The following is a 14,655-nucleotide window of genomic DNA, read 5'->3' on the forward strand; positions in this document are numbered from 1 at the left end:
TCCTTGGCTGATCCCTGGCTGACCATCATCGGTATCGGCGAAGATGGCCTCGCGGGCCTGTCCGAAGCAAGCCGAAAGGCGCTTCAAGAGGCCGAAACAATCTTTGGCGGTGAACGCCATCTTGCGCTTGCCGGCGTGGCGGGCCGCGGCCGCCCGTGGCCGGTACCGTTCGACGCAAGTGTCGTGCTGAAGTGCCGCGGCCGGCCAACGGCGGTGCTCGCCTCCGGCGATCCGTTCTGGCACGGCGCCGGCGCAGGCCTTGCCGAGAAGCTCGGTGGCGACGAGTGGATCGCACATCCGGCGCCGTCGACCTTCTCGCTTGCTGCCGCGCGGCTGGGCTGGCCCATCGAAGCAACCGCTTGTCTAGGTCTCCACGCAGCGCCCTTCGAGCGTCTCGTGCCGCATCTGGCGAATGGCGCGCGGGTCATTTGTCTCGTACGTAATGCGAAGGCCGCAGGCGATCTCGCGAAATGGTTGACTGAACGCGGATGGGGCGCCTCACTCGTGTGGACTCTCGCGGCGCTGGGCGGCCCACGCGAATACATCGACCAGCATCGCGCCGATCTGTTTGCTAAGGATCTTGCTGGTAATCTGGTTGCCGTGGCCGTACAGGCGTGGGGAGGCCATGGCCTTCCCCGCAGCTCCGGACTTTCGGACGATCTCTTCGTCCACGACGGTCAGATCACCAAGCGGCCCGTGCGTGCGCTCGCGCTCTCGGCGCTGGCGCCCCGTGCGGGCGAACGGCTGTGGGACGTCGGCGCGGGCTCGGGTTCGATCTCTGTCGAGTGGGCGCTGTGCGGCGGGATGGCGATCGCGATCGAGGCCCGCGAGGATCGCGTCGCGAACATCCACGAGAACGCAGCGGCCTTCGGGCTGGCGCATCGGATCACGGTCATCACGGGAAGGGCGCCCGAAGCTTTTGTTGGGCTGGACGCGCCGGATGCCGTCTTCATCGGGGGCGGTCTCGATAGCGCGATGTTCGATGCGATCTGGTCGCGTCTCGCGCCGGGCGCACGGCTCGTTGCGCATTCCGTGACGCTCGAGACGGAAGCGCTGCTCGGCGAGCTGCACCAGCGCCATGGCGGCGAGCTGATGCGGGTCGAGATCGCGCATGCCGCTCCGCTCGGCCGCTATCGCTCCTGGGAGGCGGCGCGGCCGGTGGTGCAGTGGAGTGCGGTCCGATGAAGGTCGCTGGCCTCGGATTCAAGACGGATGTGACGCTGGCGTCACTGCGCGAGGCGCTGCAGGCGGCCGGCGGCATGGAAGGCCTTGCGGCGGTGGCAACCGTCAGCGACAAGGCCGATGCGGAGCCGTTGAAGCAGCTCGCGCGCGAATGCGGTGTGCCGATCAAGGCTGTTCCGGCCGATGTGCTCGCGCGCGTCGACACGCCGACGCAATCGAAGCTCGTCGCCGAAAAGTTCGGCACCGGCTCGGTCGCCGAAGCCGCGGCGCTCGCGGCGGCCGGCCCTCGCGCGCGGCTGATTGCGACGCGCGTGGTCTCGCAAGATCGCACCGCGACCGCGGCGATCGCTGAAGGAGATGGCGCATGACCGTGCACTTCATCGGCGCCGGGCCGGGCGCGCCTGATCTCTTGACGCTGCGTGGCCGCGATCTGATCGCGGCGTGCCCGGTCTGCCTCTATGCCGGCTCGCTCGTGCCCGAAGGCGTGCTCGCGCATTGCCCGTCCGGCGCGCGCATTGTCAACACGGCGCCGCTGTCGCTCGATGAGATCATCGCGGAGATTGCCGCCGCCCATGCCGAGGGCCAGGAGGTCGCGCGGCTGCATTCCGGCGATCTCTCGATCTGGTCGGCGATGGGCGAGCAGCTTCGTCGCCTGCGCGCGCTCGGCATTCCCTTCACGGTCACGCCGGGTGTGCCGTCCTTCTCGGCCGCAGCCGCCGCGCTGGAGGCCGAGCTGACATTGCCCGGCCTTGCGCAAACAGTGGTGCTGACGCGCACACCGGGCCGCGCCAGCGCGATGCCCGAAGGCGAAAAGCTCGCCTCATTCGCCGCGACCGGTGCGGTGCTTGCGATCCATCTGTCTATTCATCTGCTCGACAAGGTCGTAGCCGAACTGACGCTGCATTACGGCGCGGATTGCCCGGTCGCGATCGTCTGGCGCGCGAGCTGGCCCGACCAGCGCATCGTCCGCGCCACGCTGGCAACGCTCGATGCGGCCGTCGGCGCCGAGATGGAGCGCACCGCGCTGATCCTGGTCGGCAAGACGCTCGGCGCTGCGGATTTCGACGAGAGCCGCCTCTATGCCGTCGATTACGATCGCCGCTATCGGCCCGTCGGTGCCGAGCCGCGTTTTCCGGAGGCAACGTGATGGCGGTAGGCCTCGTCATCTCCGCACCGGCCTCCGGTGTCGGCAAGACCACGCTGACGCTGGCGCTTGCGCGCGCCTGGCGTCATCGCGGATTGAACGTGCAATGTTTCAAGAGCGGGCCTGATTATATCGATCCCGCATTCCATGCCGCCGCTACGGGCCGCGCCTCCGTCAACGTCGATAGCTGGGCGATGGATCGCGGGGCCATCGCGCATCTCGTCAGCCGGAGTGCCGATGCCGATGTCGTGCTCGCCGAAGGCTCGATGGGCCTGTTCGACGGCGTCGCCGCGCGCGGCGTCTCCGGCACCGGCGCTACCGCCGACATTGCGGAGATGCTGGGCTGGCCGGTGGTGCTGGTGATCGATCCTTCCGGACAGGCGCAGACAGCGGCTGCGATCGCCGCGGGCCTTCGCGACTATCGCGCGGGCGTGCGCCTTGCGGGTGTCGTGCTCAACCGTATCGCCAGCCCGCGTCACGAAGATCTCGTGCGGCGTGCGCTGAACGACGTCGGCATCGCCGTGTTCGGCGCGCTGCCGCGCCATGCCGAGATCAGCCTGCCGAAGCGGCATCTCGGCCTGGTGCAGGCCGAGGAGCAGGCGGAGATCGGCAAGCTGATCGACGAGGCCGCACGCTTCGTCGCCGAGCATGTCGATCTCGATGCGGTGCTGCGCTCGGCCGCCAGCTGGTCGCCGCAAGCTGCCGCGAACGGCCTGAATGTGACGCCGCCCGGCCAGCGCATTGCGCTCGCCCGCGATGCGGCGTTCTCCTTCGTCTATCCGCACATGCTGGAAGCCTGGCGGGCAGCCGGCGCCGAGATCTCGACATTCTCGCCGCTCGCCGACGAAGCGCCCGACGCGAGCGCCGATGTGTGCTGGCTGCCCGGCGGCTATCCCGAGCTGCATGCCGGCAAGATCGCGGCCAATGCGAACTTCCGCAGCGGCCTGCGCGCCTTCGCCGGGACGCGGCCGGTGCATGGCGAATGCGGGGGGTATATGGTGCTGGGAACTGCGTTGACCGATGCCGAGGGCGTCCGCCACGAGATGACGGGCCTGCTCGGGCTGGAGACGAGCTTTGCCAAGCGCCGTATGCATCTCGGCTATCGTCTCGCCGCGCTCGCAGCGCCGATGCCGGGCCATCAGGCAGGCGCGCGGCTGCGTGGCCACGAATTCCACTATTCGACCATCGTCGCCCAGCCCGATACGGCGCTGGCGGTCGTGCACGACGCGACGGGGGCCGTCATCGCCGAGACCGGCTCGCGCCGCGGCCACGCCACCGGCACGTTCTTCCATCTGATCGCGGAGGACCGGTGAGCGGTTTTGTCTCCTTCATCTCCGCCGGCCCCGGCGATCCCGAGCTGCTCACGCTCAAGGGCGCCGCGCGGCTGCGCGAGGCCGATGTCGTGCTCTATGACGATCTTGCGTCGGGCGCGATCCTCGATCTGGCCCGGCCCGGCGCCAATCTCGTCGCGGTGGGCAAGCGCGCAGGGCGTCCCTCGACCAAGCAGCACCACGTCAACCGCTTGCTGGTCGACTATGCCGCAACCGGCGCGCGCGTGGTACGGCTGAAGTCGGGCGATGCCGGCATTTTCGGCCGGCTCGAGGAGGAGCTCGACACGCTGCGCGAGGCCGGTATCGGCTACGAGATCATTCCCGGCGTCACCTCGGCCTGTGTCGCCGCCGCGCAGGCCGGCATTCCGCTGACCCGGCGCCATACCTCGCGCCGGGTGCAGTTCGTGACCGGGGCCGACGTCACCGGCGAGCTGCCGCAGAATCTGAACTGGGCGGCGCTGGCCGATCCGGAAGCGACGACCGTGGTCTATATGGGCCGGCGCACCTTTCCGGCGCTTGTCGCAAAATTGATCGAGCATGGCCTTTCGCCAAGCACCCCGGCGCTATTCGCCGAATCCCTCGGGCGCGAAGACGAGCGCCTGCTCCGCACAACTATTGTCGAGCTTGCGGAACAGCTTGCGCGCGGCGGCGCGGCTTCGACGGCGGCGGTGATCCTGTTCGGTGCGCTGGCGGGGGATTATCCGTCATGAACGCCCCTGCCGCTGGTCTCCCCTTGACGCCCGGCCGGCGAAAGGGGCACACAGGAGGGGCATGGTGCTCGACGCAGCGCAAAGCGCTGGAGCATAATCGGGAATGGGGGTGGGCGGACCCAGTTGCGGCGCCCAAAACCCCAGCCGCCCCCGCGACTGTAAGCGGTGAGGGGCTCCGATCAGCCACTGGGCCGCAAGGTCCGGGAAGGCCGGAGAACCCCAGTGAACCGCGAGCCAGGAGACCGGCCCTGCACGTTTTGAGGCCAAGGCCGTCGGGTGTGACGGCAGGAAGGATCTGAGCCATGCATATCGAACCCGGAATCGTGACGGGCGCCAAGCTCGTGTTGAGTTACGCAACCGGCATCGCCGCAGGCGGCGTTGCCTTGAAGCTCGCGGTCGAGACCGTGCGCGAGCAGGGCGTCGTTTCGTTCGCCGTGCGGACGCTCGCCACCACCGCCCTCGTGTTCACCTTCTTCGAGATCCTGCCGCACTTCCCGGTCGGCGTCTCCGAGGTGCACTTCATCCTGGGCTCGACGCTGTTCCTGCTGTTCGGTGCTGCGCCCGCCGCCTTCGGTCTCGCATTCGGCCTGCTGCTTCAGGGCGTGTTCTTCGAGCCGGCCGACCTGCCGCAATATGGCATGAACGTCACGACGCTGCTGGTGCCGCTGTTCGGCATCCAGGCGATCGCTTCTCGGATCATTTCGCGCAACACCGCCTATGTCGATTTGAAGTATCGCCAGGCGTTGGCGCTCTCGACCACCTACCAGGCCGGCGTGATCGCTTGGGTCGCGTTCTGGGCGCTCTATGGCTCCGGTTTCGCGATGAGCAACCTTGCGAGCATCGCGACCTTCGCGGCCTCCTACGCGCTGGTCATCGTGATCGAGCCGCTGGCCGATCTCGCCGTGCTGGCGCTGGCGAAGTCGCTGCGCGGTGTCACCGCGCCCGGCCTCGTCACCCCGCGCCTGCATAACGCGGCGTAAGAGACAAAGGGGCGGCCGTCACGGCCGCCCCTGCACGCGCGATGCTCACGCTCTCCCTGATAGGAATCGGTTGCGGCGATCCCGGGCAGCTCACGCGTGCCGCCATTCAAGCCATCAACGCAGCCGATCTCGTCCTGATCCCGCGCAAGGGGACAGCGAAGTCCGATCTCGCCGACCTCAGGCGAACGATCTGCGCGGACGTGCTCACCAACGACAAGACACGCATTGCCGAGTTCGACCTTCCCGTGCGCGATGCCGGCGAGGCGGATTATCGCAAGGGCGTGGATGATTGGCACGACGCTGTCGCCGCAACCTGGTCGCAGACGATCGCTGACCATCTCGACGGCGAGGGCAAGGTCGCGCTGCTGATCTGGGGCGATCCATCGCTGTACGATTCCTCGCTGCGCATCGCGCGGCGATTGAAGCCTTTGCCGAAGATCGAGGTCGTGCCCGGCATCACCTCGATCCAGGCGCTGTGCGCGGCGCATGCGCTGCCGCTCAACGACATCGGCGAGCCGTTCCTGGTCACGACAGGACGCCGCCTGCGCGAGGGCGGCTGGCCGCAAAGCGTCGATACCGTGGTGGTGATGCTCGACGGCGGCACCGCGTTCCAGTCGCTCGATCCTGAAGGCCTCCACATCTATTGGGGCGCCTATCTCGGCATGCCCGATCAGATCGTCCTATCCGGCGCGCTGGCCGAGGCCGGTCCGCGCATCGTCGCTGTGCGGCAAGAGGCGCGCGAGCGGCACGGCTGGATCATGGACAGCTACATTCTCAAGCGCAGACCGTAAGCGAGGCAGCATGCTCCCCGAATGGGTCACCCAGAAATGCCCCGACGTCTCCGCGATCCATCGCGACGCGGCGCTCGCGCGGCAGGCGCAACTGACAAAGCCGACCGGCGCGCTCGGCCGGCTCGAGCAGCTCGCGGTCGAGCTTGCAGGCCTGCAGGCGACCGAGCAGCCGCGTGCGGGACGCGTGCCGATCATCGTGTTCGCCGGCGATCACGGCATCGTCGCGCAGGGTGTCTCGGCCTATCCGCAAGCCGTGACTATCGCGATGATGGCGAACTTTGCTTCGGGCGGAGCCGCGATCTCGGTGCTAGCGCGCGAGCTGGGCTCGAGCCTTGAAGTCGTCGACGCCGGCACGCTGGCGCAGGAGGCGATGGCGGGCGTCGTCACCGATAAGCCGCGCAGCGGCACGCGCGATTTCAGCGTCGAATCCGCGCTCACGCCTGCGGAGCTGGTGTTTGCATTCGAGGCCGGCCAGCGCGCGGTGGCGCGTGCCGAGGCCAGCCTGCCTGACCTGCTGATCTTCGGCGAGATGGGAATCGGCAACACCACGACGTCGGCGGCGATTGCCGCGAGCCTGCTTGGCATCAGCGCCGGGGAGATCGCGGGCAGCGGCACCGGCGTCGATGCGGCGGGCCGCGCGCACAAGGCGCGCGTGATCGATGCGTCGATCGCGCAGCATGGCGTTGCGGGCGCTGCGCCCGAAAAGATCCTGTGCGCCGTCGGCGGGCTCGAGATCGCGGCGATCTGCGGCGCGATCATCGCGGCCGCACAGCGCCGTATTCCCGTCTTGATCGACGGCTTCATCGTGTCGGTGGCTGCGCTCGCCGCAGCGCGGCTCAATCCGTGGTGCCAGCCGTTCCTGTTGCCGTCGCATCAATCGGCGGAGCAGGGGCATCGGCTGGTGCTGCGCGCATTGAACGTGCAGCCGCTGATCAGCCTCGATCTCAGGCTCGGCGAGGGATCGGGCGCTGCCATCGCGCTGCCGCTGGTGCGCGCGGCCTGCGCGCTCCACAACGGCATGGCGACCTTTGCGCAGGCCAATGTGCCGGATCGGCCTAGCTGATCCGCTGATTGACGGAGACGACACGCCAGCCGTTCACGAGGCGATCAATCCGGGTCAGCGACAGCGGATCAATCACGAAGCGCAGGGCTGCCTGAGGCGTGAGATCCAGCGCGATGCAGAGTGCTGCGCGGATGGTGCCGGAATGGACGACCAGCGTTGCGGTGCCTGTGCCGATCCGTGACAGACCCAATCGGACGCGCGCAACCTGGTCTTCAAAGCTCTCACCGCCCGGCGGCTTTCCACGCGCCGGATCGCTCCAGAACTGCGCATAGGCCTCGCCGCCGGTCGCGGCGAGCGCGTCATGCCGATGGCCGGTCCAGTCACCAAAATCCTGCTCGCGGAAGTCGCTCACCAACTCCGGCGCGAGCCCGAGTGCGCGCGCGGTCTCGACCGTGCGGCGCGACGGGCTGGCGTAGCTCGCAGCATCCTGCGGCATGCGCTGCCGCAGTGCCTCCAGTTGCGCGCGGTCGCCGAGATCGGCCGGCGCATCGGGCGCATGGATCGTGCCTTTGACGCCGTCGACGGGCGCATGCCGTATCAGCCAGAGGAAGGTCTCGCCTTCCATGCTCATCTCCAAGGAAGTTGCTCGCTGTGGCAATAACGCCGCAGCTTGCACATTGACTCTGTCCTGATCGTAATCCTAGATGGCTTTGACGGTTTCCCCGAGAGGGGATGAAAAGGGAATGCGGTGCGGGGACGTTGTCCCCAATGCCGCGGCTGCCCCCGCAACTGTAAGCGGTGAATCCTTCGTCAGAAGCCACTGGGTCCTCGGTCCCGGGAAGGCGACGAAGCGGTCACGACCCGCGAGCCAGGAGACCTGCCGTCAGCCGTGGTCACACGCGAAGATGTCGGTCGGGGAGTACAGACATTCGGCTTCATCGGAAGGCTGAGCGCCGGAAGATGGGACCTTGGTTCGCTGTGACGTGCCACTGACGTCATACCGAGGTCCATACCCGTGTCTTCCATCCGTCTTGTACGACCGCGCGGCTTCGTGCTCGCCTCTGCCGCGCTGACATCCTTTGCCGCCATCGATCCGCCCGCCGCACTGGCACAGGAGGCGCGCGAACGCCTGCCGCCGGTCGAAGTGTCGCCCGCTCAATCCCGCAAGCAAGCAAAACCTGCCGGACGGGACGCGCAGAGCGTCCGCCGCGCGGTACCGCGCCGGTCCGCCACCGCGACGGCCGCGCCAAAACCGGCGGTGCCGGGCGCGGCAGCGCAGGGACAGGCGCAGACGCCGCTCAACAGCAATGCGGTCGCGGAAAGCGCTTCGCGGCTCGGCCTGACCGTGCGGGAGATCCCCGCGACCGTCGAGGTGATCTCGGCCGCGACGATGCGCGAGCAGGGCTATCGCACCGTGTCCGAGGTGGCGCAAGGAGCCGTCGGCGTCACCTCCGGCGACAATCCGGCAGAACCCGCGGCCTTCTCGATGCGCGGCTTCACCAACAGCCAGATCAACATGCTCTATAACGGCATCAAGATCGGTCCGCAGAACATGACCTCGCGGATCACCGACACCGCCAATCTCGAAGCCGTGGAATTCCTGAAAGGCCCGGCCTCGCTGATATCGGGCGAGGGCGCCGCCGGCGGCTCGATCAATCTCGTCACCAAGCAGCCACACACCGGGCCGATCCGCAATGAAGCCGATTTCTCCTGGGACTCGCTGAATTCATTCCGCGCGCATTACGGCTCGGGCGGCAGCACCAATGTGCAGGGGCTCGATTATCGCTTCGACATCAGCCGCGCCTCGCTCAGCGGCTTTGCCGACGACACCAACACCAAGACGTTCGATGTCTCGGGCCAACTCAACTACCGCATCTCCGACAGCCTCAAGGTCTGGGGCGCGATCGAGTATCGCGAAGACCGCTCGAAGGCCTATTGGGGCGCGCCGCTGGTGCCGATCGCCTTCAGCGGTTCGCATGCGACGAGCGGCATCGTCTCCGGCAATTACGTCTCGAACTACAACGGAACCAATCTCGGCGCCGTCACCATCGACGACCGCACCTTCAACACCAACTACAACGTGCTCGACAATCGCAACGTCGCGCAGGAGGTCTGGCTGCGCGGCGGCTTCGAGCTGAAGCTCGCGCCTGATCTGACCTTGAAGAGCCAGGCTTATGGCTATGGGGCGGAACGGAGCTGGTTCAACAACGAGGTCGAGGCGTTCAACGCCGGGACGAACCTGGTCGATCGCGAGCGCTTCTTTGTCGCACACAGCCAGCGCCTCGTCGGCAACATCACCGACCTGATCTGGGACTCGAACATCGCGGGTTTCGACAACAAGCTCGTCACGACATTGTCGTCGAGCTACCTCGACTTCGTCAGGCCGGGGGCTGCAAACTTCCCCGGCGATTCCGTTTCGCTGGTTGATCCCAATCGCGGCTTCTACGGCCTGCTCACGACGCAGCAGCAGACCGCGCGCATCGACAACGAGGCGCTCTCGTTCGAAGACCGGTTGAAGCTGACACGCAGCTTCGCGCTGGTCGGTGGCTTGCGCGTCGAGCATATCGGGCTCGACCGCAACTCGACCGACAAGAACGGGCTGGAGAAGGCGAACTTTCCGTTCACGCAGGACTGGGCACCGGTAACGGGTCGTATCGGCTACACGTGGGACGCCGTGCCCGGCCTGACCTTCTTCAGCCAGTATGCGACCGGCGCCGACATCTCGGCCAACAACATCTTCCTGCTCGGCCCGACCCAGAACCTGGACCTGACGACCGCGCGCACCGTTGAGACTGGCGTCAAGCATCTGCTCTGGGACAACAGGGCGGAGTGGTCGTTCTCGGCCTACGACATCGTGCGCAAGAACGTCTATGCGGCCGCCGGCGGCCAGACGCTCAACATTGCGGGACGGCAGGAGTCGAAGGGTGTGGAGCTTGCGGCCGCGGTGCGCCCGATCGAACCGCTGCGCCTGTGGGGCAACATCGCCTATGTCGATGCGCGCTACGCCGACTACAACTTTGCCGGCGGCTCGTTCTCCGGCAACACGCCGCCGAACGTGCCGCGCATCGTCGCCAATGCCGGCGCGTCCTACCGGTTCTTCACGCCCTGGCCGGTGGAGCTCGGCATTACCGGCCGCTATGTCGGCGACCGCTACAACACCGACGCCAACCTCGTGACGATGAAGGCGTATACCGTCGCCGACGTCTATGCGTTCGTCGACATCCCCAGGACGGTGTTCAACGCGGTCGACCAGGCCCGGCTGACGTTCCGCGTGCGCAACATCACTGACAAGCGCTACGCGGTCTGGGGCGATCCGTTCTACCCGGATCAGATCCTGCTCGGCGCGCCGCGCACCTATGAACTCTCGGCCGCGTTCAAATGGTAGGATGCTGACCAGATGATGAGCGCGATCGTCCTGCTGCACCGCTGGCTCGGGATCGCGTTCTGCCTGCTGTTCGCGATGTGGTTCGCGAGCGGGATCGTGATGCACTTCGTTCCGTTTCCGTCGTTGACGGAAGCGGAGCGTTTTGCCGGGCTTGCAGCAGTGCACCGTTCCGAGGTGAAGATCACGGCGGCCGAGGCCGCGAGCAAGGTTGCAGATGCGACCCGTGTGCGCCTGGTTCAACGGAACGACGGGCCGGTCTACATCGTGTCGGCGCCGTCGCTCTTGCGTGCGGTTCGTGCCGCTGACGGGCTGGATGCATCGGTGCACTCGCCTGAGGTCGCTCTCGCCATTGCGCGGGATCATGCGCGTCAACGCGGGCTCGATGCAGCGCGGGCGGTTGTCGTCGCACGCGCGGACTACGATCAATGGAGCGTTCCGAACGGCTTTGATCGCCACCGGCCTTTGTATCGCGTCGCCCTCGGCGATGCCGCCGGAACGGAGGTCTATGTCTCGTCGCGCACCGGCGAAGTTGTCCTCGATGCGACACGGAGCGAACGTGGATGGAATCTCGCCGGCAGCGTGCTGCACTGGATCTACCCGACGGTGCTCCGGAGCAATTGGGCCCTGTGGGATCGTGTGGTCTGGACGCTGTCGCTGCTGGCCATGATCGCGGCGGTGCTGGGCGCGGTGCTCGGGATCGTGCGGGCCAAGATTCGGCGAGGCCGGATCACGACGCCTTATCGCGGCTGGCACGCGCTGCATCACATCATCGGTCTTGTGGCCACGGTCTTCGTGCTGACCTGGATTTTTAGCGGCTGGCTCTCCATGGATCACGGCCGGCTCTTCTCGCGCGGGCAGTTGAGTTCGGACGAGGATGGTGTGATCAACGCTGCGCCGAACTGGACCACGGCTCCGGCGTTCGATCGTGGACCGACATCGCCGTTGGCCCGTGAGGTCGAGTGGTTCGCCCTCGATGGCAATCTCTATCGACGCGAGCGGATTGGTCTCGGGACGCAGATTGTGGTCGGACCGGATGGTCGCGGGTCGGCGGTCATCAGCGTGGAGGCGATCGGGAGCCTGATGGCGCGGCTTGCGGCGGGTTGCGGCACACCGTCGACCCTCGCGGATGACGACGACTATCCCGCGCACTCCGCCGTGCCCGGCGCGCCCGTCTACCGCTCGCGCTGCGGCGATGTCTGGTTCGACATCGACAGCGCCGACGGCAGCGTGCTGCAAAGGCTTGATGCGTCGCGGCGGGCCTATCGCTGGGCCTACAGCGCGCTCCACACGCTGGATTTTCCAATCCTCATGGCGCATCCGCGTTTGCGCGATGTCCTGATCGTGAGCCTCTGCGCGCTCGGGCTGGTGTTTTCGATCACCGGCATCGTCATCGGCTGGCGGCGGCTGCGGCAGTCTTTTGCCGGTTAGGACCCTCGATCAAACAAAAAGTGCGAAAACAACCCCATGCACAGTAGCCGGCGATAATGAAATCAATGGCTTACGCGGGCCATGATGCGATTTGACTCGTCGGGCAAAACAGGGGTATATTGCGACTATTCCGAAATCGCTCCGTTGCACGAAACTAGGCCTGCAACTGCGCCTCGATATGCTTTGCGGCGCGCAGCAGCGTGCGGTCCTGGCCGCGCCGGGCGATGATCTGGAGGCCGAAGGGAAGCCCGCGCTCGTCCGCGCCGCAGGGAATCGAGATCGCGGGCAGGCGGGCGTGATTGACGAACGGCGTGAACACAGCATGCCCACGCGGACTTGCGGCGCGGCCGCCGATCATGTCGGGCGCAAGCTGTGTGAACGGCCAGGCGACGCAGGGGACTGTTGGCGCCAGCAGCAGGTCGGCCTCGGTGAAGAAGGCAGCGAAGCCATTGGCGATTGCGGTGCTTGCGACCAGTGCGCCCGCAACGTCAGCGCCTGACCAGGCGAGCCCGCGCTCGATCTGTTTGGCGATGTCGGGGTCGAACACGGCCGCGTCCTTGCGGAAGGCATCGCCATAGAGCGCGGCGAGGCCGGCATGCTGAAGCGGCATGATGGCGTCTTCCGTCGCGCCCGGCGGCCAGACGGGATCGCGGTGAGAGATCTGCAGACCGGCGGCGGAGAGACGTTCAATGACGGAAACGAGTCCATTCGCGACGACATCGTCGACGGCGACGTCAAGTCCGAGGCGCGGCGAGAATGCGATGCGCAAGCCCGCGATGTCGTCGGCTTCTGGCGCAACAACAGCGGAATCCGGATCGCGCGGATCGGCGCCGGCCATGGCTTCGAACGCCAGCGTGATATCCGCGACATCGGCGGCGATCGGTGCGATCACGGAGAGACCGAAGAACGGCTCGGCAAAGCCGGGCCCGTACGGGATCGCGCCATAAGACGGCTTGAAACCGGCAACGCCGACATGGGCCGGTGGCCTGCGGCTGGAGCCGCCTGCATCGGTGCCGATCGCGAGCGGCACGAGGCCGGCTGCGACGGCCACCGCGGGGCCGCCGGACGAGCCGCCGGGTGTCAGCGTGGGATCGAGCGGATGCCGGGTTGGTCCGTACAGTTGCGAGGTCGTGACGCCCTTGCTGGCGAATTCCGACGTCGCACCGATGCCGACGATGACGGCGCCTGCCTTGCGCAGCCGCTCGATCGCAATCGCGTCCGTTGGTGCGATGAAATCGGCGAACAGGCGCGAGCCCTGCGTGATGCGCCAGCCGCCGGCCCAGATGTTGTCCTTGACGATGATGGGGACGCCGGCCAGCCGCATGGTCTCGCCGGCGCGCAGGCGCGCGTCGACCACTGCGGCATCGGCAAGCGTGCGGACGGGATCGATGGTCACGACCGCGTTCAGCGCTTTGGCCGCATCGATACGCGCAAGCGCTGCCTGTGCGGTGTCGACTGCGCTGGTTCGTCCGGCCGTCACGTCGGCCGCGATCTCGCGCGCGCTATTTGCTCGCTTTGTCATGGCCTCCCCCGATCAATGCCACTGTGCCGCACAGTGCAAGGCAGGCCAAGGCGAAGAATGCCGCGCCGAGGCTGGCTGCACCGTCGAGGATCGAGACCAGCGCCGGCGCCGCCAGCAGCCCGGCATAGGACGCCGTCAGCACCGCGCCGGTGGTGTCGCCAATCCTGTCCTGCGGGGCGAGGCGAGCGATCTCGGCGATGAAGACGCCGTTCCAGCCTGATGCCGTCAGGCCGAACAGCGCGGCAATCGCGAATTGCGAGGTGCGGCCGAGCGAAGCGCCATCGAGGCCGAGCAGCGCCGCACAGAACGCCATGCCGAGGCCGATGACGACGAGCACTGCGCGGGAGGCATTGAGGCGCATGGCAACATAACCCCAGCCGAGACGGCCGACGAGGCCGCCGGCTTGCGCGCAGGCGAGCGCCATGCCCGCCTCGATATGGCTGAGGCCGAGCTCGCGCGTGCCGAGCGTGACGAAGACGGTGTTGAGCGACACCTGCATCGCGCTGAACGGCATCGAGGCCAGCGCCAGCATCGCGATGCGCCGGTCTGCGGTGACAAGCGCCAGCCGCGCGCGGAGATCGAGCTCCGGAGGCGGGGCGGCCTTGCCGGCATAGGCCGGCCGCAGCCGCTCGTAGATCAGGATCGCGATCAGCGCACAGGCGCCGACGGCCGCGTAGCACCAGGCCGGTCCCAGCGCGATCGCGATCGCGGGCAGCAGCAGCGAGCCGCAGACGGCGCCGATCTGGTTGCCGGTCTGGCGCACCGAGAACACGAAGGCGCGCCGCTCGGCGGTCACGAGCCGCGCCAGCAGCGCTGCACTCGCCGGTGTTTCCGGTCCGAAGGCAAGTCCGAGGCAGAGCCCCGCGGCCAGCAGGGTCGCGGTCGTGCCGAGCGAGGCCAGCGCCATGCTGACCACGATCGCGGCCGCGCACAGGCTCGCGATCCGCAGCGAGCCCAGGCGGGCAATAAAGCCGCCGCCCCAGAACGAGGCGGGAATGCCGACGGCGAACACCGCGCAGGAGAACATCGAGAGCTGCCAGACCTCGATATGGGCGCGCGGTGCGACCACGCCCGGCGCAAACAAGGCCAGCGCCACCAGCGCCTGGAGCGAGGTCATCGCACCCAGGGCCGGCAGCAGCGCGGGCGCTGGCCGAACAGCCGTGTTTGCGTCTACCATGG

General features: G+C 67.4%; 13 protein-coding genes and 2 riboswitches. Of the genes, 10 read left to right on the plus strand and 3 right to left on the minus strand.

What is annotated here, in order from left to right; genetic code table 11:
• The first annotated feature begins 3 nt into the window (after nt 1-3).
• The 8 genes from cbiE (at nt 4) to cobT (ending at nt 7,201) form a co-directional block, all read left to right on the plus strand.
• Nucleotides 4-1,185: a precorrin-6y C5,15-methyltransferase (decarboxylating) subunit CbiE gene (gene cbiE / locus VGR99_RS12430; RefSeq protein WP_326898856.1), complete on the plus strand. Its 1,182-nt coding sequence runs from the start codon at nt 4-6 to the stop codon at nt 1,183-1,185.
• Nucleotides 1,182-1,550 (plus strand): cobalamin biosynthesis protein, encoded by a 369-nt coding sequence (locus VGR99_RS12435; RefSeq protein WP_326898657.1) that lies wholly within the window; start codon nt 1,182-1,184, stop codon nt 1,548-1,550. The genes cbiE and VGR99_RS12435 overlap by 4 nt, the downstream gene beginning before the upstream one ends.
• Entirely contained in the window at nt 1,547-2,329 is a 783-nt protein-coding gene (gene cobM / locus VGR99_RS12440; RefSeq protein ID WP_326898658.1) for a precorrin-4 C(11)-methyltransferase, read from the plus strand. The genes VGR99_RS12435 and cobM overlap by 4 nt, the downstream gene beginning before the upstream one ends.
• On the plus strand, nt 2,329-3,639 hold the full coding sequence (locus VGR99_RS12445) for a cobyrinate a,c-diamide synthase (protein WP_326898659.1): 1,311 nt from the start codon (nt 2,329-2,331) through the stop codon (nt 3,637-3,639). The genes cobM and VGR99_RS12445 overlap by 1 nt, the downstream gene beginning before the upstream one ends.
• Entirely contained in the window at nt 3,636-4,367 is a 732-nt protein-coding gene (gene cobA / locus VGR99_RS12450) for a uroporphyrinogen-III C-methyltransferase (protein ID WP_326898660.1), read from the plus strand. Before VGR99_RS12445 ends, cobA begins: the two co-directional genes overlap by 4 nt.
• A 45-nt stretch (nt 4,368-4,412) precedes the next feature.
• A riboswitch (cobalamin riboswitch) is annotated at nt 4,413-4,632 on the plus strand.
• A gap of 37 nt (nt 4,633-4,669) precedes the next feature.
• The gene (locus VGR99_RS12455; RefSeq protein WP_326898661.1) at nt 4,670-5,347 is read left to right on the plus strand and encodes an energy-coupling factor ABC transporter permease; all 678 of its coding nucleotides are present in this window, start codon (nt 4,670-4,672) and stop codon (nt 5,345-5,347) included.
• Nucleotides 5,348-5,388: 41 nt separating this feature from the next.
• Entirely contained in the window at nt 5,389-6,138 is a 750-nt protein-coding gene (gene cobF / locus VGR99_RS12460; protein ID WP_326898662.1) for a precorrin-6A synthase (deacetylating), read from the plus strand.
• 10 nt (nt 6,139-6,148) lie between these two features.
• Nucleotides 6,149-7,201: a nicotinate-nucleotide--dimethylbenzimidazole phosphoribosyltransferase gene (cobT, locus tag VGR99_RS12465; protein ID WP_326898663.1), complete on the plus strand. Its 1,053-nt coding sequence runs from the start codon at nt 6,149-6,151 to the stop codon at nt 7,199-7,201.
• Here cobT and VGR99_RS12470 read toward each other — a convergent pair.
• Nucleotides 7,194-7,766: a histidine phosphatase family protein gene (locus VGR99_RS12470; protein WP_326898664.1), complete on the minus strand. Its 573-nt coding sequence runs from the start codon at nt 7,764-7,766 to the stop codon at nt 7,194-7,196. The two genes, cobT and VGR99_RS12470, sit on opposite strands and share 8 nt — an antisense overlap.
• 72 nt (nt 7,767-7,838) lie before the next feature.
• Nucleotides 7,839-8,040: riboswitch (cobalamin riboswitch) on the plus strand.
• A gap of 116 nt (nt 8,041-8,156) precedes the next feature.
• On the opposite strand from VGR99_RS12470, the gene VGR99_RS12475 reads away from it, so the two are divergent.
• Nucleotides 8,157-10,526, plus strand: coding sequence for a TonB-dependent receptor (locus VGR99_RS12475; RefSeq protein ID WP_326898665.1), 2,370 nt, complete (start codon nt 8,157-8,159; stop codon nt 10,524-10,526).
• Between the two features lie 12 nt (nt 10,527-10,538).
• Nucleotides 10,539-11,954, plus strand: a complete 1,416-nt coding sequence (locus VGR99_RS12480) for a PepSY domain-containing protein (protein WP_326898666.1) — start codon at nt 10,539-10,541, stop codon at nt 11,952-11,954.
• Nucleotides 11,955-12,108: 154 nt separating this feature from the next.
• Here the strand turns inward: VGR99_RS12480 and VGR99_RS12485 are convergent, their stop codons facing one another.
• Both VGR99_RS12485 and VGR99_RS12490 read right to left on the minus strand, forming a co-directional pair.
• Complete coding sequence (locus VGR99_RS12485; protein WP_326898667.1) at nt 12,109-13,476, minus strand: amidase; 1,368 nt, start codon at nt 13,474-13,476, stop codon at nt 12,109-12,111.
• On the minus strand, nt 13,457-14,653 hold the full coding sequence (locus tag VGR99_RS12490) for an MFS transporter (RefSeq protein WP_326898668.1): 1,197 nt from the start codon (nt 14,651-14,653) through the stop codon (nt 13,457-13,459). Before VGR99_RS12490 ends, VGR99_RS12485 begins: the two co-directional genes overlap by 20 nt.
• Between the last annotated feature and the right edge of the window lie 2 nt (nt 14,654-14,655).

The organism is Bradyrhizobium sp. (assembly GCF_035935975.1).
GTDB lineage: Bacteria > Pseudomonadota > Alphaproteobacteria > Rhizobiales > Xanthobacteraceae > Bradyrhizobium.